The following is a 23,431-nucleotide window of genomic DNA, read 5'->3' as shown; positions in this document are numbered from 1 at the left end:
TATCATCGTTGCCCCGTGAGTTCGGATAAAGCAGTGCTAAGCTGAACGACATATCGATTTTTTCGAAATTAAGCCGCCATGCTGAACTATCGCCATCTCTACTATTTCTGGCTCGTCGTAAAGGAAGGCGGCTTCGCGCGCGCCGCCGAGCGTCTCGATATGGCCGTCCAAACGATCAGCGCGCAGGTGCGCGAGCTGGAAAAATCGATCGGGCGCCAGTTGCTGAAATCCGCGGGACGTGGTGTGACCATGACCGAAGCCGGCGAGACCGCTTTCAATCGCGCAGAGCAGATTTTTCAGATCGGCGAGGCGCTGCTCGACGAGATGCGCGAGGCAGGCGGAGAAGGTGTTGCGCGGCTAGCCGTGGGTCTCTCCGACGGCGTTTCGAAGCTCGCCGCGCACGCGCTGCTAGCGCCGGTGCTGGGTACGCCGTCGCTCAGGCTCCTCTGCCACGAAGGCGAGCCCGCGCAACTGTTGTCGGAACTCGCGCTGCATCGGCTCGATCTGGTGCTGGCATGTCAGCCGGCGCCGCACAACGCGGACCTGCGCGTTGTGAGCCAGCGCCTCGTCGGCTCGCCTGTCGACTGGCATGGTCCCAAGGCGATCATCGACAAGGCATCTCGCGCCAGCTTTCCGCAGTGCCTTGCGGATCTGCCAGTGCTCTTGCCCACCGGGCACGGCGCGCTACGCGCGCGGCTGGACCGGTGGTTCGAAGCGCAGGGGATCCGGCCGCGAATCGTCGGAGAATTCGAAGACAGCGCGTTGATGGCGGTGTTCGCCGCGCGTGGCCTCGGCGTGTTTCCTCTCGCGGAACTCGGTGCCGAGGACCTGTCTTTACTGCGAGGACTGCGCTGGCTCGGTCGCGCGGACGGCGTAATTGAAGAGATCCACGCCATCCGCTCGCGACGCGGCCAGCATCATCCGCTCGCCTCTCAGGTGGTCGACGCCACGCGTGTGTGAGCGTGCAGGACGGCTCGCGGGGTATCGTGGCGAACTTTCGCCGCTGCTGGAGCGGGTCCCCACGCAGTAAAAACGGCCGCTAGCAGGGCGATCTCGCCATCCGCGAGATAGTCGTCGGCGCTCGCGGCGGCGACGCACAGGCGCATGACCTTGCGTTGCAACGCCGGAGAGTCGATCTCACTCATCAGCGTGGCAAGCAGGGTCGTATCTATCTGGCCGGCCATCGGCGCGTGCGGCGCGTGGCCGACGGAGTGATCCTCGTATAGCGCCTGCACGATCTGCGCGAATTGCTCCGGCAAGAGACCGAGTTGCCCGGCGATATCGAGCTTGTCGAGCGCGCGCTCCTCGGAACTGCACACGTGGCCGTCGGAGGTCAGCACCAGCGCAACGATGCGGGCGGCGGCTTGAGGACTGTTGCGGGGATAGGTTCGCATGACTGGGCTCCTTTTCGCGGACGGTGTCCGCAGTGGTGATGAGCCTCAGTCTGCGTCAGGTTCTGAACCGGATAAACCTGTTAATTCAGGAGCAATGGTTCGGAAAAACCGAAGGATGCATGAGCCCGCCGTTCAGCGTCCCTTGGCGAGACACCCAGCGCCTAAGCCGCGCCCTCTTCCAGCACCAGCAGGTTTTCGTGCGAAAAGCCCAAAGCAACCGGCTGACCGCGCTCGGGCAGCCGGCGATTCGGATCGTTGAAGACGTCGAGCGAAATCACCGCATCTTTTACCCGCGTGCGGATTCGCACCACCGCGCCGAGGAAATTCACTTCTTCCACGGTCGCCGCCAACGTGTTGCGCCCCGCCGCCGGCGCTTCCAGCACGATCGCTTCCGGACGCAACGCCAGTAGACGCTTTTTACCGGCGTCGTCCGGCGCGAGTTGCTGCGTGGTCACGAGTTCCTGACCATCAACGGCCATCTTTCCGCTCGCCGGATCTACTACGTGACCGGAGAGAATATTCAGCGTGCCGACAAACGACGCCACGAAGCGCGTGCGCGGATAGTTATAGATCTCCGACGAGGTGCCCACCTGCTCGACCCGCCCTTCGTTCATCACCACGATGCGGTCGGAGATCGACAACGCCTCCTCCTGATCGTGCGTGACGAAGATCGATGTAATGCCGAGTTCACGCTGCAACGCGCGAATGTCCTGGCGCAGCGAAATGCGGATCTTCGCGTCGAGCGCCGACAGCGGTTCGTCGAGCAGCAGGACCTGTGGCTTGCCGGCCAATGCGCGGGCTAGCGCGATGCGCTGTTGCTGGCCACCGGAGAGCTGCCACGGGTAGCGTTCTGCGACATGCGGTAGCTTGATGAGATCCAGCATCTCGCCGACCCGCTTGCGAATCTCCTCCTGCGGACGGTGCGCCACCTTCAGTCCGAAGCCGATGTTGTCGGCCACGGTCATGTTCGGAAACAGCGCGTACGACTGGAACACCATGCCGACCTTGCGCTGCCGTGTGCGCAAATGCGTGACGTCACGTCCGTCGAGCCGGATGACGCCGCGCGTCGGGCTTTCGAAGCCCGCGATCATGCGCAGAACCGTCGTCTTGCCGCAACCCGAGGGCCCGAGAAAGGTGATGAACTCGCCGCGCTCGATCTTCATGTCGAAATGATGCAGCGCCGTGCTCGCCCCAAAGGACTTGTGCAGATTTTCGATCTCAAGGAATGCCATGATTCGACGCCTCAGTTCATCAGGGTTTTTGTCCGGCCAGCGCGCGAGCCGAGCCGCGGGCTGAGCCAAATACCTGGATCAGCCCCATCGAGGCCCAGGTGATGGCGAACGCGATAATCGCGAGCGCCGACGGTTCATACGCGCGGTTCGCGCCGATTAGCTGCAGGTACGGTCCGAACGCCGGCCGGTCGAGCAGGCTCGCCAGCGTGAACTCGCCGATCACCACCGCGAAGGTGAGAAAGGCGCCGGACAGAATGCCGGAACGGATATTCGGAAATATCACCTTGAACAGGATGGTCGGCCAGCTCGCCCCAAGACATTCGGCGGCCTCGGTGAGCGAACGCACGTCGACCGCCGCGAGACCCGCGTCGACCGCGCGGTACATATACGGCAGCGACAAGGTGACGTAGCCGAACACCAGCAGCAGATCGGTGGCGCGCTCGTTGCCGGTGAGCGGCAGGATCGAGCTGCTGTTATAGATGCGTAGATAGCCGAACACGATCACGATCGCCGGAATCACCAGCGGCAACAATGTGATGAACTCCACCACCGGCCGCAGCTTCGGCAGACGCAAGCGGACCCAGTACGCCGTCGGCACCACCAGCAGCACACCGACCACGATCGTCAGGACTGCCATCAGCATCGAGTAGCCGAACGAGGCCTGAAAACGCGGATCGGTCAGCACGACACGATAAGCGTCAAAGCTGTATTCGCTGCGCCGCATGCGCAGACTGAACTCGAGGGTGGCCGCAAGCGGAATCAGAAAATACAGCGAGCCCACGATCATTGCGGTCCATGCGCCCGCACGCGATTGGCTATTCATCGACGTCCCCTCTCAGCACGCGAGCGCAGCCAGATGTAGCCGCCGTTCGACAGGCCCGTCACCAGAATCATGCCAAGCGCCAGCGCGTAGCCGAGATTCTGGTTATGCAATACGTCGCCGCGAATCTGTGCGTACAAGAGAATGGTCACGATGTTCAGCGAACTTCCCGTGAGCGCATAGGCCGTCGCGACCGCACCGAACGAGTTGGCGAACAGCAGCAGGGTCGCGCCCAGCACGCTCGGCCACAGAACCGGTAACGCGACATAGCGCCAGTACTGGAACGACGTGCCGCCGAGGCAGTCGCAGGCCTCGCGCCATTCGCGCTTCAGACCGTCGAGCGCCGGCGTGACGATCAGGACCATCAGCGGAATCTGGAAGTACAGATACGTCACCGTCAGACCGGTGAAACTGAGAATGCTGAAGCCCGTCGAGTACAGATTGATGCCGACGTATTTCTTCAGCAATACCGTGACTAGACCGACGCGCCCCAGCGTGCAGATGAAAGCAAACGCGAGCGGCACGCCGGCAAAATTCGAGGCAACGCCGGAGAACGTCATCAGCGTCGGACGAATCCAGACCGGCAAGCGACCTTGCACAGCCGCCCATGCCAGCAGCGAGCCGATCACGGCGCCGCCGATCGCCGACGCTGCACTCACCTTGAAGCTGATCCAGTACGCGTCGAGGACGCCCGGCTGGAACAGATCGAGGAAGTTGACCAGCGTGAAGTGCCCCTGGGGATCCTGAAACGCGCCCACCATCAGGAAGCCAGTGGGCAAGATCAGGAACAGCAGGGCAAAAATGAAGAATGGCGCGACGCCTAGCCAGGTCAGGAGCTGGGACGACTGTCCCGGCCCCTTCACGTCGGGCGCAGGCGTGGGCACCGGCGGAACCAGTAGTTCCGGCTGCGCCGACCCGATATCCGATGAAGCGGTCATAGGTCACCCTTGGAGCAATCAGGCTAAAGCCGGGGCCGCGCAGGGCGACGCTCGAAAGCGTTCAGGCGGGTCCGACACACAGCATGCTGGAGCAATAAAAAAATATCCAGATGGAGCGAGGCGGCCACCTTGCACGGCGCCTTGCCGCCATCCGGATTCGAACATCACACTTACTTCAACTTCTTGCTTCGCCTCTTTAAACCAGCGGGATACCCAACCTTATTTCACGTTCGCGCCAACCACTTCGTCCCAGTGCTTCGTGATTGTGTCCTTGTACGCATCCTGCTGCGACAACGTCGGGAACACGGCCGTCTTGTAGGCAGCCGCTGGCGGCAGCTTGTCGAGCAGCGCCTGCGGCACCTTCTTTCCGGCAACCAGCTGGTTGTAGCGGATCGGGTGGCAGTAGCCGGTCAGCCAGCCGATCTGGCCTTCGTCCGAGTACAGGTATTCCATCCACAGCTTCGCGGCGTTCGGATGCGGTGCAAACGCACTGATCGCCTGCACGTAGACGCCCGCTACGACGCCCGTCTTCGGCACCACGACCTGCACCTTCGGATTGCCCTTGAGGGTGTCACGGTCAGCCAGTGCGTTGTAGTCCCAACGCACGATGATCGGCGTCGTGCCTTGTGCGAGGGAAGCGGCCTTACCGATCACCGGCACGAAGTTGCCGTTCTTGTTGAGGTCGGCGAAGTACTTCAGACCGGCGTCAGCGGCCTTGGCGGTATCGCCCTTGCCCGTCGACAGACCCGCCGCGTAGACCGCCTGGATGGCCTGGTTGGCCGAACGCGGATCGCCTGCGAGCGACACGGCGTTCTTGTAGTCGGACTTCAGCAGATCGCTCCAGTCAGCCGGCGCCTTGTCGATCATGTCGGCGTTCACTTCGAACGACAGCACGCCGTAATAGTCGCCGTACCAGTAGCCGTCAGCATCCTTGGCCGAATCGGGAATCTCCTTCCACGTCGACACCTTGTACGGCTGCAGCAGGCCTTCCGTCTTCGCGGTCGGGCCGAACGACAGACCCACGTCGATCACGTCCGGCGCTTGCGGTCCCTTGTTGCCCTTGTTGGCCTTGATGGCTTCGACTTCGTCGCCCGAACCGGCATCCGGATTCAGCTCGTTGATCTTGATGCCATACTTCTTTTCGAAGGCGGCGATCATCGGACCGTAGCCGCACCAGTCATGCGGCAACGCGATCACGGTGAGCTGACCTTCCTGCTTGGCGGCAGCGACCAGCGCATCGGGCGGCGCGGCGGACGCGCTGCCTGCGCCTGCTGCGGCCACACCCGCAACCGCTGACATCGAGATAACACGGCTTAGCCACGTGCGGTTCATAGTATTCCCCATCCTTTGCCTAAAGTTGCTACGTTAGGAAAACTGCCTTTGACGATTGTCTTCGGCGCGCGAACTCTGCAGCGCGCCTGCCATGCTTCTCACACGTTAAGCCAGGTTGCGAGGCGTGGACAGCATGTCGTGCGCAAGCATATCGATGCGATCGGTACAAATCATGTCAACACCCCATTGGGCGAGCAGCCTCGCGCGGTCCGGATCGTTCACCGTGTAGACGAGTACGCGCAAACCCTGGGCGCGAATCTCGGCGACGCGCTCCGCGGTGAGATGCTTATGGGATGCATGCAGCGAGACGCACTCGAGTTCACGCACGATGCGCAGCCAGTCGTCGGGCACCGCTTCGAACAGCATCCCGCGCGGTAGCGTGGGGGCTGCTTCGCGTGCAGCGGCGAGCGCCTCGAATGAGAACGACGACAGCAGCGGCGGTGGCGTCTGATCCTGCCAGAGCGCGAGCGCAGCCCCGGCGACGAGCTGGCCGGTGATGACGTCGCGCCCGGGGCAAGGTTTGATTTCGATGTTCGCGGCGATACCGTCCCGTTTGCAGCGGGCGGCCGCATCTGCGAGCGTCGGCAGGCGCTCGCCTGCGAAAGCCGCGTCGCGCCACGAACCGGCGTCGAGCTTCGCCAGCTCTTGCCACGTATGCTCGGCGGCAGGACCATGGCCATTGGTCGTGCGATCGAGTGTGTCGTCGTGCAGCAGGAAGAGGTGGTCGTCCGCCGACAGCTTGGCGTCGAATTCGACCATGCGATAGCCGTAGCGCTTGCAGGCGTCGAACCCCGCAAGCGTATTTTCCGGCGCGAGCGTGCCGCCACAGCGGTGCGCGACCAGCCGCGGATACGGCCAGTCGGCGCTAGTACGATCAATCCCAGTTCCCACGTCTGTACACCTTAGAAATAGAACGCTGCGCACTTTCGCCATGCCGTCATCGTCAGGATGACGAACCGAACGGTATTATCCCGTCGTCTGGTTGTCATGTTGCAGCACCGCATCGAAACGTGCGGCAACGCTACCCGCCGAGCTTAGTATGGAGCCAGCATACGGCAGATTGCTTGCCAAAAGCGACATCCAGTGTTCGAAACTGGACATTTCAATTCCTTTTCGAACATTCCATGTTCGCATTCGCTACGCATCATCCGATCTGCGAAGGCTAAATTTAAATACACAAATTTGCAAGGCACCAAAAAAATACAACACGAAACGAGTAAAGTAGCGCCGATGACATAGGCCCGACACATAACCGTGTCAGTGATGTCATAGGCGAAAAAACACTGTCCAGACCGACTCACTCGCAAAGGGAAAATGCATGTGGCAGGAAGACCGTCATCAGAGAATTCGCGCGCTGCTATCGACACTGCAACGGGTGTCGACCGAACGGATCATGGCGGATCTCGGGGTGTCGCGCGAAACCGTACGGCGCGACCTGCTCGACCTGGAGGCACTCGGTGAATTGCGGCGGGTGCATGGCGGCGCGATCAAGCCCGCCGACGAAGCGCCCATCGCAGAACGCGCCCACACCCGCGTCAAGTCCAAGACGGCGATCGCCAAGGCGGCGATCGGTGTCATCTCCAGCGGCCAGACGCTGTTTATCGATGCCGGTACGACCACCTCGGCGCTTGCGGAGGAGCTGGCGAAGCTCGCCAATCTCACGGTGGTGACCAATTCGATCGACGTGGCGCTAAAGATGCGTGGCGCGACCGAGCAGCAGGCAGAGGCCGCCAATGAAGTCATTCTGCTGGGTGGCTCGATCAGCGACCGGGCCATGGCGACAGGCGGCAGCACGACGATCCTTGAGATTCATCGCTACCGGGCGGATGTGGCGTTGCTCTCGCCAGTCGGCATCGACCCGCGGCACGGGGCTACCAACTACGATCACGAAGAGACAGAGGTGGCGCGGGCGATGGTCGCCAACGCACAGCGTGTGGTCATCCTCGCCGATTACAGCAAGATCGGCCAGCGCAGCCGCATTTCGTACTGCCAGCCCGAGCAGATCGACGTGCTGATCACCAACAAGAAGGCGGCTGACGCTGCGGATTTCGCGGCCCTGAAGAAGAAGGTCGCGCGGATCATCCTGGCTTAGGCGCTTATTCCGGCGCGTGCAACGTATCGAGGACGCGCTTGCGCAAGCGTGTATCGTGCAGCGCGCCGGCGGCATCGAGCACCGGGTAGGCAGTCGAGCAGAATAGCGAGTTCAACCGCTTCATGTCGCTGATCATGTCCAGGTGCAAGGCGCTGGTCTCGATGCTGCGCAAGGTCTGCCCGGCCAGACGGTCCAGGTGAGCATAGGAGTACAAGCGTTCGAGGTCGCGAAAACGCTCCTTCTCCGCCAGCAAGCGCTCCGCGCAACGCAGATCGTTGTTGAGAAACACCGATAGCCCCAGCTGCAGATTGCTGACGAGGCGCGCGTGCAGATCCTCCAGCTCGCCTAGTCCCTGCTCGGAAAACGACAGCCTATGGGCGATCTTCTTCTCTTCGATGTCGCTCACAATGCGTTCGATGATGTCGCCCGCATGCTCGAGGTTGATAGTGAGCGCAATGATGTCCGTCCAGCGGCGGCTGTCCGCCTCGTCGAGCTGCTCGCGGGAAATGCGCGCGAGGTAACCTTTAACTGCGGCATATAGATGATCGACATCGTCGTCCATCCGGGTCGTCTCGCGCGCCTTGGCCAGATTGTTGTGATGAATCAGCTCGGCAACGTTGTCGAGCATGGTCCGCACGATGTCGCCAATGCGCAGCACTTCGCGTGCTGCGTTCGCCAGCGCCAGCGAGGGCGTGGAGAGGGCTGCCACGTCGAGGTGCAGCGCGCGCAGTTCGCCGTTCTGCGCCGGGCGGTCCGGCAGCAGCCGCGTGCAGACGCGCGCAACCGGGTCGATCAGCGCGAGGCATGCGCAACAGCGCAGCGTGTTGTAGATCAGATGGAACCCGACCACCGCCTCACGCGGATTGCTGATCAGCACCGGCAGGCCGCGCGCCAGCAAAGGCGCGAACGGCAGGATCAACAGTGCGCCGGCCAGCTTGAACACCAGGCTGCCGAGCGCAAGGCGCCGCGCCGCCGCGTTTTGCGCGAGCGTGCCGCTCAACGCCAGCAGGCCGCTGCCGAGATTGGCGCCGATCACGAGACACAACGCCACCTTCAGCGAAATGACGCCGGACGATGCCAGCGTCGCCGTCAATAGCACCGCCGCAAGGCTCGAGTAGGAAATCACCGCGAAGGCCGCACCGACCAGCGCATCGAGCATCGTGTCGCCGGTCAGCGCGCCGAACATCACGCGCACGCCCGCACCCTGCATCATTGGCTGAGCGGCTTCGACTATCAGATGCAGCGCCAGCAGGATCAGCCCGAGGCCGATCGCCGTGCGGCCCGCCTGACCGACGCGCGTCTGCTTGCGGGTGAGGAAGAGCGGCACGCCGACCAGAACGAGGATCGGCGACAGCCACGAGAGGTCCAGCGTCAGCACGCGCGCCATCAGGGCCGTGCCGACGTCCGCGCCGAGCATGATCGCAAGACCGCTGGTGAGGGGCAGCAAGCCCTGAGCCGCGAACGACGTGACGATCACCGCGGTCGCATTGCTGCTTTGCACGAGGCTCGTCACCAGGACGCCGGAACCGAACGCGCGCAAGCGACTGCCGGTGCTGCGGCCGAGGGCACTGCGCAAATCCGCACCGAGAACGCGCAGGATGCCTGTGCGAACGATGTGCGAACCCCACACGAGCAGCGCCACACCGGAGAGAAGGTTAAGCAGAATCAACATAGGCCACTACTCTTCTCAAACCTCCAACCATGACCGGACCCGCGTGCCGCCGCCCGACGACACCCGGAGAAATATGACAGTAGTGTTGCACAATTTTGCCTTATTGTATTTTTGTGTACTTAAATATACGATCTGCCAACATGCGGACATGTGCGCCACACACCGGCAGCGAGCCGGTTTCGAAGCGTTGATGCAAGGAACCCTTAGATGAGTCGTAACCTCGCGCTGTTCGATCTGGACCACACACTGCTGCCGCTCGACAGCGACCAGGCGTGGGCCCACTTCATAGCGAAGCTCGGTGTGGAAGGCGCCGAGCGCCACGCGGAAGAAATCGATGTGTACTACCGCCAATACGTGGCGGGCACGCTCGACATGAACGATTACCTGAACTACACGCTCGCGCCGTTGGCACGCCACTCCCGCGCGCAACTGGATGCATGGCATGCCGCGTTCATGAGCGAGGTGATCGTGCCGGCAATCCGGCCCGCCGCGCGCGAACTGATTCAACGACATCTCGATGCTGGCGACCTGTGCTGTATCGTGACCGCGACGAATGTGTTCGTGACGGCGCCGATCGGCAAAGCACTGGGCTTCGAGCATCTGCTCGGCATCGAACTCGGCACTGAAGGCGGCGATCCGCTCGCGCGTTATACGGGCACTGCAGTGGGCGTACCGACTTTCCGCGAAGGCAAGATCGTGCGTACGGAGAACTGGCTCGCTTCGCTGGGGTATGCGCTGAAGGACTTTCCGAAGAGCTACTTCTATAGCGACTCGATCAACGACGTGCCGCTGCTCGAGCGTGTCACGCATCCGGTGGCGACCAATCCGGACCCACGGCTGCGCGCGATTGCGCAGGAGCGGGACTGGCCGATTATTGAGTTGTTTGCGTGACGGTTGCGCGATTGAAGGGCGGTTGAACGGGCGCCGTGCCCAACCGCTTGCCTGGTGGTCCTACACGCGTCCCTTCCACGGTACCAGCCGCCGTTCCAGCGCACGCATCCCCAGGTCGAAGATCCATGCGATCAGACCGATCAGCACGATCCCCATCACCACCACATCAGTGCGTAGAAAGCTCGATGCGTTCAACACCATCTGCCCCAGGCCCGCAGTCGCCGCCACCATTTCTGCGGCAACCAGAGTGGTCCAGCCAAAGCCGATCGCAATCCGCAGTCCGGTCAGAATCTCCGGCAACGCGGCCGGCAACACCACGTAACGCACGATCTGCGTGAACTTGCCGCCGAGCGAATAGGCCGCATGAATCTGCTCGACGGTCGCGCTGCGTGCTCCGGCGCGCGCCGCCATGGCGATTGGCGCGAAACAGGCGAGGTAGATGACGACGATCTTCGCCGTCTCGTCGATGCCGAACCAGATCACTACGAGCGGCAAATACGCGAGCGGCGGCAATGGCCGGTAAAACTCCAGCGGCGGATCCAGCAGCCCGCGCGCCACCCGGCTCACGCCCATCAGAATGCCGACCGGCACAGCGGTGACGGTGGCCAGCGCAAACGCGCCGAACACGCGCAGCGCGCTCCACGCGAGATGCTGCGATAAGGGCAGTCCGCCCTGGATGCGTCCATGGCAAGCGTCGATGAATGCGGCCCACACGGCCTCAGGCGTCGGCAGGAAAAGCGGCGGTAACCACTGCAGGTGCGTGGCGATCCACCACAACGCGGCAAGCGCGCACACTGACGCAATGCTCAACGCAGCAGTCGGCCCTTCGCCCGGCATGCGCCATGCACGCACTGGGCGGCCTTTCTTCGTCACCGCCGACGCAGCCGGGACAGGAAATGCCTCCGTCACGGTGGCGCCCGATTGAGCCACCGGTATCTGGCTAAGCGAATCATGTGAAACAGTCACAACAGCACCTCTTCCGGCGCACGCTGATGTAAGCGACGCACCAGCCGTTCACGCCACTCGATAAACTCGGGCGACGACTTCACCGCCCGCGCATCACGCGTCTCGAGAAAGCGTCGGGCGAAAGGCAAGTCGTAGCTCTCGGCGATACGGCCCGGCCCCGGTGTCATCACGACAAGGCGCGTCGCCAGAAACAGCGCTTCTTCAACGCTGTGCGTGATGAAGAACACCGTCTTGTGCGTGCGGCCCCACACGTCGAGCACGAGTTCCTGCATCGACTCGCGCGTCATTGCATCGAGCGCGCCCATTGGCTCGTCCATCAACAGCACTTCGGGATCGCTCGCCAACGCGCGCGCAATGCCCACGCGTTGCTGCATGCCGCCCGACAACTCATAAACGCGTGAGTGCGCATGGTGCTCCAGACCCACCAGCGCGAGCATTTCGCGTGCGATACGGTGGCGCTGCGCTTTCGGCACGTGCTGAAAGCGCAAGCCGAGCGCGACGTTGTCGAGCACGTCGAGCCATGGCATCAGCGCGTACTTCTGAAACACCACGCCGCGATCGGCGCCGGGGCCGTTAACCAGTTCGCCGTTCAGACGAACTTCGCCGCCGGTCGGCTGGATAAAGCCGGCAATACAGTTGAGCAAGGTCGTCTTGCCGCAACCCGACGCGCCGAGCGCCACGACGAACTCGCCGGACTCGATACGCAGATCGACATCGGCAAGCGCAACGTTCGGCGCCGCGCCTCGTGCACCTTCGTAGGCGACATGCAGTCGCCGGATCTCTAGACCACTCATCTGAAAACCTGTTGGTTCGGAAAACCAGGCGGCGCCGGTGCTGCATCCAAACGACACACGGCGCGTCCCGTCTTCCTAGTGTGCCGCCTGCTGAACAAAGCGCGGATCGATGCCCGCCGAGTAGTCCGGCAGCACGTTCTGAATCGTTCCTTGCGTCTTCAGGAACGCCGCCGTCGCAGCCAGCGATTTCGCCGCTCCGGATTGCGCACCGCCACCCAGCCAGGTGTTCGACGCCTGCTGAGCCGGCGACGGGAATGCGTATAGCGCAAGGCTCGCCGGCACGTCCTGGGCATTCGCTCCGGACTCCTTCGCGACCGCAGCGACTTCCGGCGAAGTCGCGTTCCACGTCGACGTGTGATCGCGATAGTTGGCATCGCTCGCTGCGAGCACCTTGACGAAGCGCGCGACAAATTCCGGATTCTGCTGTGCAAATTTGCGATCGACCACGAAGCCGTCGAAGGTCGCCTTACCCGTTTCCTGCGCAACCTGGCCCGAGGTAATCAGGACCTTGCCGTTCTTCTTCACCTTGGCGAGAACGGGATCCCAGATGTAGGTTGCATCGATGTCGCCGCGGTCCCACGCGGCCGCGACTTCTTGCGGGCGCAGGTTGACGATTTTCACATCATTCGGGTTGACGCCCGCGGCCTGCAGCGCAACCAGGGTATGGAAATGCGAGGTCGACACGAACGGCACGCCAATCTTTTTGCCCTTGAGCCCGGCGAGACTTGTCACACCGGAGCCGTCGCGCGCCACCAGCGCTTCTGCATCGTTGATGTTGTCGAGAATCCAGAACAGCGAAATATCGACGCCTTGCGAAAGACCTGCTGCGATCGGGCTGGAACCGGCCTCACCGAGTTGCACCGAACCCGAGGCCAGCGCGCGGACCACCTCTGCGCCGCTGCCAAGCTGACGGTAGACAACCTTGTACCCGGTCTCCTTCTCCACTTCGCCGGTGGCCTGCGCGTAGCGCCATGGCACGACCATGTCCTGATAGGCGATCACAACTTCTTTGGTGTCGGCGTGGGCGGCGCTCGCAAAGGGAGCGGACACGGCAAGCAGCGTCACGAGCGCGGCGAGCGGGCGGAAGAATCGGTTCATCGAGAAGCCCCGTTTTAATAAGGTGTTAGCGAGGCTTTCGACTATAGGGAGTTTGGACACGGGTGGTTCTAATGAATTCGAGATTGCTAATCACGCTGTTTGAGCATTGCTTTTCACGCTGAGTCGGATGAATGCGTCTGCTGGAACACGCGCGCGGGGGTTTGCAACGGAGGGTGGCAGAGTCGCGTGCGGAGCACAAGTTGGCCGTTCGGTCGATTGACCGGTTTCGGCTGTGGACGGGATCATCGGCTGGTTCTCTTTACTACGCCGCTGAACCCATGGTCGATCTTTTAACTCACTTAAGCTGGTTTCTGTCCAACGTCGGTGTGCCGGTTCTCGCGCCTATCGCCCTGCTGCCGCTACTGAATTTCTCGCTCGCCTATCGTGAGATTGCCGGCGATGTTTTGAAGACGGCCTTGCGGCACGGCCAGCTGTTCTGGACGGTCATCGCGATGAGTGCCGCCGCGTGCTACGAGTTGGGTTGCGCGCTCAATCAATCCACGTACACGAGCAGCCATTCATGGATATGGGTTGGACTGGTATGGCACGCGGCTTTCATCGTCATATCGTCTGTTGTCGTAGTGTTTGGCGCTGCCGACGCAAGGAAATATTTCAGTGAGCTGGAAAGCGCTGACACCCCTGACAGAAGGCTGGTGTGGGCGCCGATCGTTACAACGGCAATCGTCGCGACAACCTTCTCCGTATCTCATTTTTCGCTAACCTAAATATTTATCCTGATCGAGCTATAATGACACCCGATTAAGGGAGAGCCTAACATGCCTAATCTTATTGACTACCTCCTCGAAAACGACGATGTTCGACGTCGCATCATGATGTACCTCATCTACTTCATGTGTATCGGTGGTGCGACTTACTCGGTCAGCCTGCTGATTGCCCGGCTCTTCTTCTGGCACTAACGAGCGCAGGCAGCAGCGCTCTGAGCGGCGGCTCACCATCTCGGGCTAGCCACAGCCGCAAAAAAGCCCGCATCAAGTGCGGGCTTTGCATCAAACCAAACTACCGGGAATAAGCTCAGACCACGCCAGCCCCATGTGCCTGCAGGTCTGCGTGATAGCTCGAACGCACCATCGCGCCAACGGCCGCGTGCGTGAAGCCCATCTTGTACGCTTCTTCCTCATACATCTTGAACGTATCGGGATGCACGTACGAACGAACCGGCAGGTGATGCTCCGACGGTTGCAGGTACTGGCCGATCGTCAGCATGTCGACGTCGTGCTCGCGCAGATCGCGCATCACCTGAAGAATCTCTTCTTCCGTCTCACCCAGGCCGACCATCAGACCCGACTTGGTCGCGACATCCGGATGCAGCGCCTTGAAGTCCTTCAGCAGCTTCAGCGAGTGTGCGTAGTCCGAACCCGGGCGCGCTTCCTTGTACAGGCGCGGCACCGTTTCCAGATTGTGGTTCATCACATCGGGCGGAGCGGCATTGAGAATGCCAAGCGCGCGATCCAGACGGCCGCGGAAATCCGGCGTCAGGATTTCAATGCGCGTTTCCGGCGACAGCTCGCGGGTCTGACGAATGCATTCCACGAAGTGGGCGGCACCGCCGTCGCGCAGATCATCACGGTCCACGCTGGTGATCACCACGTACTTCAGCTTCAGCGCCGCAATCGTGCGCGCCAGATTACCCGGTTCGTCTACATCCAGCGGATCCGGACGGCCATGGCCGACGTCGCAGAACGGGCAACGGCGCGTGCACTTGTCGCCCATGATCATGAACGTGGCCGTGCCCTTACCGAAACACTCGCCGATATTCGGGCAGCTCGCCTCTTCGCAGACCGTATGCAGGTTGTGCTCGCGCAGAATCTGCTTGATCTCGTAGAAGCGCGAATTGCCGGTGGCCGCTTTTACGCGAATCCAGTCCGGCTTCTTCAGCTTTTCGATCGGGATGATCTTGATCGGAATGCGCGCGGTCTTGGCCTGCGCCTTCTGTTTCGCCGTAGCGTCATAAGCGGCGGTCGCTGCAGCAGCATCAGTGGCGGCAGAGCCGGCGAGGTTCGCGGTAACGTCAGTCATTCGTTCGATCCAGTCAGGCGGTCACGACACCGGCCTGCGGTTGGGCGACGGCCGCGGGAGTGCCGTCGATGTTTGCGGTGAGGCATGCAGCAAAGGTCCGAGCCACCTCATCCCAGTCGGCGGCGACGCCAAGCGTGGCCATGTCGATGGTTTCGAGCCCGGCGTAACCGCATGGGTTGATGACCAGAAACGGCCGCAGGTCCATTCTCACGTTCAGGCTGACCCCGTGATAACTGCAGCCCTGGCGGATTTTCAGGCCCAGCGCGGCGATCTTGGCGCCGGCATGCGGCCCCACATCCGGACCGGGCGCCACGTAGATGCCTGGGGCGCCCGCCCTGCGTTCTCCGGCGAGATTATACGCCGCGAGCGTGTCAATCACGGCCTGCTCGATCCGCGTGACCAGCTCGCGCACCATCAGCTTGCGGCGGCGCAGGTCGAGCAGCAGGTAGGCGACGACCTGTCCAGGCCCGTGGTACGTGATCTGGCCGCCCCGATCGACTTTCACGAGCGGAATGCCGCTGTCGGCAGCCAGCAGGTGCGCCGGGTTGCCGGCCTGACCGAGCGTGAAGACGGGAGGATGTTCGACCAGCCAGATTTCGTCCGCGGTCTCGCTGTCACGCTCGTCCGTGAAGGCGCGCATGGCGTCGAAGCTGGTTTCGTACGGTTCGACACCGCGCCAGCGGAGCGTCAGCGCGGGGAAGGACGAAGCTTCGGAGAGTGGCTCGGCGCTTGCAGCAACGCAGAGATCGGCGGCAACCGGCGCCGCCTGATCGTCAGGAGAAGGCGCGGCAGACAGGGAAGGCGGGAAAACCGGCGTGGCACACATGATGCCGGTAGTTTACCGAAATACTGAGATCCCCGCCGGAGCCGCTCCGAATGGCCACTATTCCGGCCGCAGCGGCTCATGTGCCCCCATAGCCGGTTCAAACGGTCCGCCACCCATCTCGCGAACGCAAGCCTACCCGGTCTGCGAGCCGCACCAGCCAGTCAAACGCCCGCAAATCCACGCGCGCCGGCACGGCGAATGCCACCCGCGCCTGCGCCCCGCTCTCGACGCTCAGCCAGAGCCGTTCGCCGCGCCGCAAACGCAGCGTGTGGCCCGGTTGGAGCCAGTAGTCTTCGGTATCGTCGCTGCGGGTCACCCATATCGCTCCGCCGCTCACTGCCAGCCGGGTGCTGCGCGCCACCTTCATGGGAACCGTTTCACCAGCTTTGATTTCAAACGTGATGCTAGAGGAAATTTCTCGCATGATGCCCTCGCAAAAAGCTGTTTCGTGACTACAATCCTAGGCGTAGCAAGGGTTTACGCAAAACGATCAAATTTCACCTATATGTGAGAAAAATTGCGATGGACCTTCGACAGCTCCCAGGGCTAAACGCCGTTAAGGCGTTCGAGGCCGCAGCCCGGCACGAGAGTTTTTCGCGCGCCGCAGACGAATTGTTCGTCACGCACGGCGCGGTCAGCCACCAGATTCGCGCGCTCGAAGCGGAACTGGGTGTGACGCTCTTTGCCCGCGACGGCAAACGCGTGCGCCTGACCGAGGTGGGCCGCCGTTATGCCGGGCAGGTGCGCGGTGCGCTGACGGCGCTGGCCGAGGCCACGCGCGAAATCCGCGCCGGCGACCGCGAGCGGCGTCTGGTGGTGTCGATGCTTTCGTCGTTCGCGGCACGCTGGGTAACGCCGCGCATCGGCAGCTTTATCGAGGCGCACCCGCAGTGGGATCTTGAGCTGCTGTCCACCAATTCGCTGGCGGACTTCGCCCGCGACGACGTGGATGCGGCGATTCGTTTTGGTTTCGGCAAATATCCGGGCTTGCACGCAGAGCTTCTGCTCGAGGAGATCTTCTTTCCGGCCTGCGCGCCGAATTTCAACGGCGGCCACCTGCCGAAGGTGCCGGCGGACCTCGCCAACGTCCCGCTGCTGCGTTCGGACGACGAATTGTGGCGCCCCTGGTTCGACGCCGCCGGTCTCGCTGACTGGCCCGAGCCGAAACGCGGCGTGCTGTATCAGGATTCGTCGAACCTGTTGCAGGCGGCGATCGACGGCCAGGGTATCGCGCTCACGCGCCGCTCGCTGGCGATGCAGGAAATCGCAGCGGGGCGGCTGGTGCGGCTATTCGATGTGGATGGCCCGAGCCCGTGGCATTACTACTTCATCTGCCCGCCACACATGATGCAGGCGGCGCGGGTGCAGGCGTTTCGGGATTGGGTGTTCGAGGAGGTGGGGCGGTTCAAACTGCTCTTCGAGCAGGCCTGCTCGGCAGGGCCGCAAAACAGGGCGGACGTGTTGCGCGTCGCACCCTGAACCCGGTCGGGACGCGACGCGCCCCGCCAGCGCTGATTCAATAACTCAATGATTCACTGACTCACAGCACCACTTTCACCATCGGATGCCCGGTGAGCGCGCGATAGATATCGTCGAGATGGGCGCGGCTGGTTGCCCGCACCGTCACCGTCAGGCCGGTGTAATTGCCGCCGCTCGACGGCCGCGTCTCGACGCGCGACGGGTCGACCGCTTCATCAAACTGCTTGACCACCGTCACGATCGTCTCGGCAAATTCGGGATGTGACTTGCCCATCACCTTGATCGGGAAATCGCACGGAAACTCAAACAGCGAATCGTTATCGGCTTGCATCTTTCACTCCTCAACTACGGCTCCAGCAGCATGACTGCCGGAGCCGTTAATCACGTACCTGAGCACGCACCCGCGCACGCACCTGCGCTTACTTCTTCTTGTTGAACATCAGCATCAGCGAATCCCACACGCGGCCCACCACGCCGGCTTGCGGCACGGCCTGCAGCGCGACGATCGGGAACTGCGAGATCACCTTGCCATCCGACACCAGCTTCACCGTGCCGACCTGCTGGCCATCGGCGATCGGCGCGATCAACGGGTCGATATGCTCAACTTGCGGCTTGGCCTTGTCGGCAAGCCCCTTCGGCACCGTGATGTACTGGTCAGCCTTCACGCCAATCTTGACCGTGTCTTCCGCGCCTTTATAAACGCGCGGCGTCTCGATCACCTGGCCGGCCTTGTACAGACGCACCGTGTCGTAGGCGCTGTAACCGTAGTTCAACATCTTCAGGCTGTCTTCGACACGGTCGTGCTCTTTCACTTCACCCATCATCACCGAAACGAGGCGGCGCGACGCATCCGACGCGCCCGGCAACGGACGCTTGGCACTCGCGATCAGGCAATAACCGGCCGCCGCGGTGTGACCGGTCTTCAGACCGTCGACCGTCGGATCGATCCACAACAGGCGGTTGCGGTTCGGCTGCTTGATCTTGTTGTAGGTGAATTCCTTGACCGAGAAGATGTTGTAGTAATCAGGGAAGTCACGAATCAGGCGTGCCGACAGGATCGCGAGGTCGCCCGCGCTCGTGTAGTGCTGCGCATCGGGCATGCCGTTCACGTCGGCGAAATGCGTATGCGTCATACCTAGGCGCTGCGCCTCGGTGTTCATCATGCTGACGAACTGCGACTCGCTGCCACCGACCAGTTCGGCCAGCGCGATAGCGGCGTCGTTGCCCGACTGGACGATCATGCCGTAGACGAGGTCGTGCACGGACACCGGCTTGTTCGCCTCGATGAACATGCGCGATTCGTCCGTCTTGACGCGGCGCACCGCTTCGCTCGGGTTGACGATCTGCTCCATCGTAATCTTCTTCGTCTGCAGCGCTTCGAAGACCAGATAGGCGGTCATCAGCTTGGTCAGCGACGCCGGTTCGACGCGCTCATCGGCATTGCCGGAGGCGAGCACCTGGTTGCTGGTCGCGTCGACGAGCACCCACGAGCGCGCGTTCACCGCCGGTGGCGGGACCTGCGCGAACGCCGCCGTGCTCGCCACCAGCGTGGCCGGCAGCAATACACCGAGCGTCACCGCACGGCTGATGGTATGGGGAACGAAGGACGAGAGTGACGAAAAGCCGGAGGTGGAAAAACGCATAGGATCGATTCGGGCAGAAATATGCATCGCGCCCGGGGGCGCGCAGTTTGGAAGAGCCGGTCGGCGAGCGCTGGCTGCGTAAAAGCAACGCGGCGCCCGTTGGACTTCCGGCCACACGATCGGTTCGCGCAACGCGCCCCACAATCCGGCGGTGCAATCACCCAACGGCGCACGACAACGCGCCTTCACCGGATGGGCCGCGCTGCGCCCAAAAAAGAGCGCTCATTATACGCGCGCCGGGGAGGCAACTTTGCGCCTGTCGTGTCGATAAATTTTCATTTGACGCATACCTGTACCCCGGAAAACGCGCGCAGCCCCTCTGACTACCGCCACGCGTCGACGATGATGCGCTTCAGGACGTGCAGTTTGCGGTGCAGAAAATGCTCGGCGCCGGGGATCACGACGACCGGCAATTCCTGCGGCCGCGCCCAGTCGTAAACCGATTGAATGGGGACCGTATCGTCAGTTTCACCGTGAATCACGAGCGTATTTTCGGGCACAGGCGCCACTTCCCAGCGGCTTGCTGCTGTGCCGACGAACACGATCCGCTCGATCGCCTGACCTTCTTCGACAAGCCGCGCCGCCACATGCGACAGCACGAAGGTACCGAACGAAAAGCCGGCGAGCACAAGGGGCAGATCGGCCTGCCCCGGCTGCGCCCGCATGTAATCGAGTACGGCGCGCAAGTCGTGGCGTTCGCCGATACCGGCGTCGTGTTCGCCCTCGGTTTGACCGACGCCACGGAAGTTCGAGCGATATGTCACGTAATTCAACTGCACGAGCGTGCGGACCAAGGTCACCGCGACCTTGTTATCCATCGTGCCGCCGAACAGTGGATGCGGATGCGCAACGAGCGCAATGCCGCGTGGCGCCGCGCCGTTCTCGCGCGTTTCATCGGGCAGATCGAGCGCAACCTCGATCTTGCCGACCGGACCATCGATCAGGAACTGTTTCGTATGAACATTCATGGCGCCGCTTACCCGTCGATTCTCAAACGCTCGACGACCTTGCCGTTCGCAAGATGCGATTCGACGATTTCGTCGATGTCGCTCTCATCGACATAGGTGTACCAGGTGCCTTCCGGATAGACCACGACTGTCGGGCCTTCCTCGCAACGGTCGAGACAACCCGCCTTGTTGATGCGCACCTGGCCCGGACCCGCGAGACCAAGTTGCTTCACGCGCTTTTTCGCATGCTCCTGCATGGCCTGTGCATTGCAGTTCGCGCAACTCGGGCGCTCGGCACCGGGATCGCGCTGGTTGAGACAGAAGAAGACGTGGTACTTGTAGAAAGAGTCCATGGTGTCCGGGGCGAGACTGAAAGAGGTGAAGGCTCGATGACCACCGGGATGGGCGAGCAACGTGGCGCTTCTGTAGTGGGTCGATTATAGCGACGGGGTGAGGCACGCGCTCAGACGTGCCGGCGCCTGAGCCATGCGCGCTCCGCCGAAAACGCCAGCCAGACCAGCGCCGCATACGGCCACGTCCATGCGAGCCAGTGCGCCAGTCCGTTGAAGTGCAGATAGCGCCCTTGGCGCCAGTCCGCGAGCGTCGCATCGAAATAGGGATTGACCGGTAGCAGATTGACGAGCAGCAGCGCGATCATCAGCGCCGCGCCTGCGAACGCAGCCCGCCAGCGGCGCGGCAGCCGCAGTGCCAGCAGCATCGCCAGCGTGCCGCCCACGAGGCCTGCGACTGCGCCGGGCGTCGCCCAGTTGAACACAAGCCCCGCTTCCGATTGCAGAAACGTCGCGCCGATCTTGATGAATACCGTCAGCGCGACAAGCACCAGCAACAGCCGCACGCGCGGCGCCCGCTCGCGCATTGGCAGCGACGCGAGTGCGCCAGCGGCAAACAGGGCCAGCGTCGAGATCAACGCCTCCCATCCGTCGTCCGGGAGGCCGGCGCCGAGATGTCCGGGCCACGTCTCGACGTGCCAGGCAGAGGGAAGCCAGGCGAGTAGCGCGTCCCGCATGGTCGAATCGGCACGCAGCCACAGCGCACGCGGCCAGTCGCCGAGGCCGAACAGGCGCGGCGAAGGAAACATCGTCGCGAACGGCCATAGCGCAGCGAGACAAACCAGCGCAGCGCTATCGCGTCTGAACCACAAGAGACGCACGCGCCGCAACAGGCCGCGATCGAGAAAAGCGCCGGTGGCTGGCGCGATCAACGCAGCGCCAAGCAGCGCGCCGAACGCATTCGCGGCCAGATCGAGATTGGAGGCCACGCGAGTGGGCAGCCACGTCTGGACCGCTTCCATGGTGCCCGACAGCAGCACACCCAGCCCGAAGGCGAGCGCCACGGCCGCTGCGCCTCGCCAGCGCGGGTAGACCGCTAGCACCGCCAGCGCGCCGAACGGCATGTAACCGAGGATGTTGGTGACCACATCGAAAGCCGTCAGATACTGCGGCAGCGGATCGGTCAGATAAGCAAACGGGCTGAGCCCAAGCGAGCGCCAGCCCGAAAACGGATACCAGGAACCATACACAATCAGGGCGCTATACAAGCCCAGGACCTGTCTTGCCAGCACCGACGGCCGGCGCTGCCGTATCTTGCCGCTCACGCTACGCCCCGCTGCGTGCGTGGCGTGCCGGTCATTGCGCGGCGACGAGCGCCTGCGCGCCAAGCCACGTGGAGATCTGCGCGACGAGGTCGTCGCTGGCCGCGGCAAGCGCTTGCGCGCCGCCTGCGGCGTCCGCCGAACTGGCCGGCGCGCTCGCCGTGAAGGTGCGCTGCGCGAGGACCTTGCCACGGTGGATCAAGGTGGCCCGCGCGGTGACGGCGCCATGGCTTTGTGTCTGACTGTCGAAAATCTGTTCGAACTCGTTCAGATCCACCTTCAGCACCGGCGCGCTCACGCCGTCCGCACCGGTCAACACGGTGCCGCGCTGCGAGAGTGCGTCGCGCAGGCGCTGCGTCAACAGCTGGGACGGCATCATGGTCCAGCGGCTGTTCGCATACGACGCCGTTTGCTGCGCGTCGGCGTAGCTCAGACGGTAGATCAGCTTGTCGGAAGCGAGCGTCTCCGGTGCGGTGACGTCCAGCACCTTGACCGCCGGCAGCGGTCCGGAAGTGGCCGCCTGCGGGACCGGGCCCAGGTCGTAGCGGACATTGGAGAGCGCTGCCGGGTTGCCTGCGCAACCGGCCAGCATGCCGAACGCCAGCGCGACAGCCAACGCGGCGCCAGCCGGATACAAACGGTGGATTGAGTGCTTAAGCGAGCGTGCCATGACAATCTTCCTTTCAGATCACTTTGCCGAGTGGGCCGCGGGCCACGTGAAGCCGGCCTCGCCCGGACCGGGCGCCACCGGCGGCGCGCCGAACAGCACACTGCGCGGACTGGTGCTGAACGTGTCGGCGGCGCGATCCACCGAATGCACGGCGGAGCGCACATCGTCAGCCAGCGAATTAACGCGCGGCAAGGTGTCGTAACCAACGCGCGCCGAGAGCTCCTGCACTGAGGCATTCATCGCGGTCAACGCGTCGCCTGCCTGCTGCGCCGCCGTGCCGACCTTGTTCAGATTGGCTTCAAAGGGGCCGTCCGACCGGTTCAGGCCGGTGATCAACTGATTGGTGGACGTGAGCGTTCGATCCAGTTGATCGATCGTCTGCGGCAGCTTGCCGGCGGCCGGCGCCATCTGCTTCGTGAGTTCCGTGACGCCGTCGGCGGCGTGCTGCAGGCTTGCCGCTGTGTTCAGCAACTGGTCGCGCATTTCCGGCGACAGCACGTCGTTCACGTCGTCCGCGATGCGCTCCAGCTTGCGTATCAAGACGTCGCCACGCTGCTGCAACTGGTCGAGCAGGCCGGGACGCATCGGCAGTTGCGCCACCTGTTTCTCCGACGACACCAGCGGTGTCATATCTTTCCCCGAATCGTCGAGCTGGATGAACGCAATGCCCGTTACGCCCTGAAAGCCGAGGCTGCCGAAGGTGGAATGCGTGATCGGCGCGTGCGTGTCCACCAGGATGCGGATCAGGATCTGCCCCGGATGCGCGCGGTCGAACTTGATGGACTGCACCTTGCCCACATCGAGGCCACGATAGCGTACTGCGGCGTCCGTATAGAGCCCGGTGACGTTGGTACGCGCAATCAGATCGTACGGCACGCGCACCGAACGGTCGACGTTGAACAGAAAGGCCGCCGCCGCGATCGCCACCAGCAGCGCCACCGTGAAGAGCCCAGCCCAGAAGGCGTGCGATTTGTTTTCCATTGTCAGG

The 23,431-nt window shown here is 62.8% G+C and carries 27 protein-coding genes; 6 read left to right on the top strand and 21 right to left on the bottom strand.

Annotated elements, in window-relative coordinates; translation table 11 throughout:
* Window positions 1-78 precede the first annotated feature (78 nt).
* Window positions 79-960, top strand: coding sequence for a LysR family transcriptional regulator (locus P3T40_RS28585; RefSeq protein ID WP_429271071.1), 882 nt, complete (start codon window positions 79-81; stop codon window positions 958-960).
* On the opposite strand, the gene P3T40_RS28580 is transcribed toward P3T40_RS28585, so the two are convergent.
* The 7 genes from P3T40_RS28580 to P3T40_RS28550 form a co-directional block, all read right to left on the bottom strand.
* A complete protein-coding gene (locus tag P3T40_RS28580) occupies window positions 933-1,394 on the bottom strand; it encodes a TerB family tellurite resistance protein (protein WP_429271070.1) in 462 nt (153 codons plus the stop codon). The two genes, P3T40_RS28585 and P3T40_RS28580, sit on opposite strands and share 28 nt — an antisense overlap.
* A gap of 161 nt (window positions 1,395-1,555) precedes the next feature.
* Window positions 1,556-2,626 (bottom strand): ABC transporter ATP-binding protein, encoded by a 1,071-nt coding sequence (locus tag P3T40_RS28575; protein ID WP_429271069.1) that lies wholly within the window; start codon window positions 2,624-2,626, stop codon window positions 1,556-1,558.
* Between the two features lie 19 nt (window positions 2,627-2,645).
* A complete protein-coding gene (locus P3T40_RS28570) occupies window positions 2,646-3,449 on the bottom strand; it encodes an ABC transporter permease (protein WP_429271068.1) in 804 nt (267 codons plus the stop codon).
* Window positions 3,446-4,384 (bottom strand): ABC transporter permease, encoded by a 939-nt coding sequence (locus P3T40_RS28565; RefSeq protein WP_429271067.1) that lies wholly within the window; start codon window positions 4,382-4,384, stop codon window positions 3,446-3,448. Before P3T40_RS28565 ends, P3T40_RS28570 begins: the two co-directional genes overlap by 4 nt.
* Before the next feature lie 219 nt (window positions 4,385-4,603).
* Window positions 4,604-5,716, bottom strand: a complete 1,113-nt coding sequence (locus tag P3T40_RS28560) for an ABC transporter substrate-binding protein (RefSeq protein WP_429271066.1) — start codon at window positions 5,714-5,716, stop codon at window positions 4,604-4,606.
* Window positions 5,717-5,821: 105 nt separating this feature from the next.
* Window positions 5,822-6,607, bottom strand: coding sequence for a glycerophosphodiester phosphodiesterase (ugpQ, locus tag P3T40_RS28555; protein WP_429271065.1), 786 nt, complete (start codon window positions 6,605-6,607; stop codon window positions 5,822-5,824).
* Between the two features lie 75 nt (window positions 6,608-6,682).
* The gene (locus P3T40_RS28550) at window positions 6,683-6,817 is read right to left on the bottom strand and encodes a hypothetical protein (RefSeq protein ID WP_429271064.1); all 135 of its coding nucleotides are present in this window, start codon (window positions 6,815-6,817) and stop codon (window positions 6,683-6,685) included.
* A gap of 217 nt (window positions 6,818-7,034) precedes the next feature.
* Between P3T40_RS28550 and P3T40_RS28545 the strand changes: the two genes are divergently transcribed.
* Window positions 7,035-7,808 (top strand): DeoR/GlpR family DNA-binding transcription regulator, encoded by a 774-nt coding sequence (locus tag P3T40_RS28545; protein WP_429271063.1) that lies wholly within the window; start codon window positions 7,035-7,037, stop codon window positions 7,806-7,808.
* Between the two features lie 4 nt (window positions 7,809-7,812).
* Here P3T40_RS28545 and P3T40_RS28540 read toward each other — a convergent pair whose 3' ends face one another.
* Window positions 7,813-9,480: a Na/Pi cotransporter family protein gene (locus tag P3T40_RS28540; protein ID WP_429271062.1), complete on the bottom strand. Its 1,668-nt coding sequence runs from the start codon at window positions 9,478-9,480 to the stop codon at window positions 7,813-7,815.
* Between the two features lie 207 nt (window positions 9,481-9,687).
* On the opposite strand from P3T40_RS28540, the gene P3T40_RS28535 reads away from it, so the two are divergent.
* On the top strand, window positions 9,688-10,371 hold the full coding sequence (locus P3T40_RS28535) for an HAD family hydrolase (protein ID WP_429271061.1): 684 nt from the start codon (window positions 9,688-9,690) through the stop codon (window positions 10,369-10,371).
* Between the two features lie 60 nt (window positions 10,372-10,431).
* Here the strand turns inward: P3T40_RS28535 and P3T40_RS28530 are convergent, their stop codons facing one another.
* The 3 genes from P3T40_RS28530 to tauA form a co-directional block, all read right to left on the bottom strand.
* Entirely contained in the window at window positions 10,432-11,244 is an 813-nt protein-coding gene (locus P3T40_RS28530) for an ABC transporter permease subunit (RefSeq protein WP_429271152.1), read from the bottom strand.
* An 89-nt stretch (window positions 11,245-11,333) separates the two neighbouring features.
* Window positions 11,334-12,131 carry a taurine ABC transporter ATP-binding protein gene (locus P3T40_RS28525; RefSeq protein ID WP_429271060.1) on the bottom strand — a complete coding sequence of 266 codons (798 nt, stop codon included), beginning with the start codon at window positions 12,129-12,131 and terminating at the stop codon, window positions 11,334-11,336.
* 75 nt (window positions 12,132-12,206) lie between these two features.
* Complete coding sequence (gene tauA, locus P3T40_RS28520) at window positions 12,207-13,229, bottom strand: taurine ABC transporter substrate-binding protein (RefSeq protein ID WP_429271059.1); 1,023 nt, start codon at window positions 13,227-13,229, stop codon at window positions 12,207-12,209.
* A 131-nt stretch (window positions 13,230-13,360) separates the two neighbouring features.
* Here tauA and P3T40_RS28515 point away from each other — a divergent pair, with 131 nt between their 5' ends.
* Window positions 13,361-13,954: a hypothetical protein gene (locus tag P3T40_RS28515; RefSeq protein WP_429271058.1), complete on the top strand. Its 594-nt coding sequence runs from the start codon at window positions 13,361-13,363 to the stop codon at window positions 13,952-13,954.
* A 51-nt stretch (window positions 13,955-14,005) separates the two neighbouring features.
* Window positions 14,006-14,146 (top strand): hypothetical protein, encoded by a 141-nt coding sequence (locus P3T40_RS28510; RefSeq protein WP_429271057.1) that lies wholly within the window; start codon window positions 14,006-14,008, stop codon window positions 14,144-14,146.
* Window positions 14,147-14,261: 115 nt separating this feature from the next.
* Here P3T40_RS28510 and lipA read toward each other — a convergent pair whose 3' ends face one another.
* From lipA to P3T40_RS28495, 3 genes are all read right to left on the bottom strand, one after another.
* Window positions 14,262-15,266: a lipoyl synthase gene (gene lipA, locus P3T40_RS28505; protein ID WP_429271056.1), complete on the bottom strand. Its 1,005-nt coding sequence runs from the start codon at window positions 15,264-15,266 to the stop codon at window positions 14,262-14,264.
* A 13-nt stretch (window positions 15,267-15,279) separates the two neighbouring features.
* Window positions 15,280-16,092, bottom strand: coding sequence for a lipoyl(octanoyl) transferase LipB (lipB, locus tag P3T40_RS28500; protein WP_429271055.1), 813 nt, complete (start codon window positions 16,090-16,092; stop codon window positions 15,280-15,282).
* A gap of 97 nt (window positions 16,093-16,189) precedes the next feature.
* Entirely contained in the window at window positions 16,190-16,516 is a 327-nt protein-coding gene (locus tag P3T40_RS28495) for a DUF2917 domain-containing protein (RefSeq protein WP_429271054.1), read from the bottom strand.
* A 98-nt stretch (window positions 16,517-16,614) separates the two neighbouring features.
* Here P3T40_RS28495 and P3T40_RS28490 point away from each other — a divergent pair, with 98 nt between their 5' ends.
* Window positions 16,615-17,571: a transcriptional regulator GcvA gene (locus P3T40_RS28490; protein ID WP_429271053.1), complete on the top strand. Its 957-nt coding sequence runs from the start codon at window positions 16,615-16,617 to the stop codon at window positions 17,569-17,571.
* Between the two features lie 61 nt (window positions 17,572-17,632).
* On the opposite strand, the gene P3T40_RS28485 is transcribed toward P3T40_RS28490, so the two are convergent.
* The 7 genes from P3T40_RS28485 to P3T40_RS28455 form a co-directional block, all read right to left on the bottom strand.
* Window positions 17,633-17,902 carry a DUF493 family protein gene (locus P3T40_RS28485; RefSeq protein ID WP_429271052.1) on the bottom strand — a complete coding sequence of 90 codons (270 nt, stop codon included), beginning with the start codon at window positions 17,900-17,902 and terminating at the stop codon, window positions 17,633-17,635.
* Between the two features lie 88 nt (window positions 17,903-17,990).
* Window positions 17,991-19,214 carry a D-alanyl-D-alanine carboxypeptidase family protein gene (locus tag P3T40_RS28480; protein WP_429271051.1) on the bottom strand — a complete coding sequence of 408 codons (1,224 nt, stop codon included), beginning with the start codon at window positions 19,212-19,214 and terminating at the stop codon, window positions 17,991-17,993.
* A gap of 323 nt (window positions 19,215-19,537) precedes the next feature.
* A complete protein-coding gene (locus P3T40_RS28475) occupies window positions 19,538-20,182 on the bottom strand; it encodes an alpha/beta hydrolase (RefSeq protein WP_429271050.1) in 645 nt (214 codons plus the stop codon).
* A gap of 8 nt (window positions 20,183-20,190) precedes the next feature.
* The gene (locus tag P3T40_RS28470; RefSeq protein ID WP_429271049.1) at window positions 20,191-20,514 is read right to left on the bottom strand and encodes a (2Fe-2S) ferredoxin domain-containing protein; all 324 of its coding nucleotides are present in this window, start codon (window positions 20,512-20,514) and stop codon (window positions 20,191-20,193) included.
* Window positions 20,515-20,624: 110 nt separating this feature from the next.
* The gene (locus P3T40_RS28465; RefSeq protein WP_429271048.1) at window positions 20,625-21,776 is read right to left on the bottom strand and encodes a VanZ family protein; all 1,152 of its coding nucleotides are present in this window, start codon (window positions 21,774-21,776) and stop codon (window positions 20,625-20,627) included.
* 31 nt (window positions 21,777-21,807) lie between these two features.
* The gene (locus P3T40_RS28460; protein WP_429271047.1) at window positions 21,808-22,443 is read right to left on the bottom strand and encodes an ABC-type transport auxiliary lipoprotein family protein; all 636 of its coding nucleotides are present in this window, start codon (window positions 22,441-22,443) and stop codon (window positions 21,808-21,810) included.
* 18 nt (window positions 22,444-22,461) lie between these two features.
* Window positions 22,462-23,424, bottom strand: a complete 963-nt coding sequence (locus P3T40_RS28455) for an MlaD family protein (protein ID WP_429271046.1) — start codon at window positions 23,422-23,424, stop codon at window positions 22,462-22,464.
* Window positions 23,425-23,431 lie beyond the last annotated feature (7 nt).

It is taken from the genome of Paraburkholderia sp. EB58, from assembly GCF_050436665.1.
Lineage (GTDB): Bacteria > Pseudomonadota > Gammaproteobacteria > Burkholderiales > Burkholderiaceae > Paraburkholderia.
This window is presented reverse-complemented; position numbering and strand designations above follow the sequence as displayed.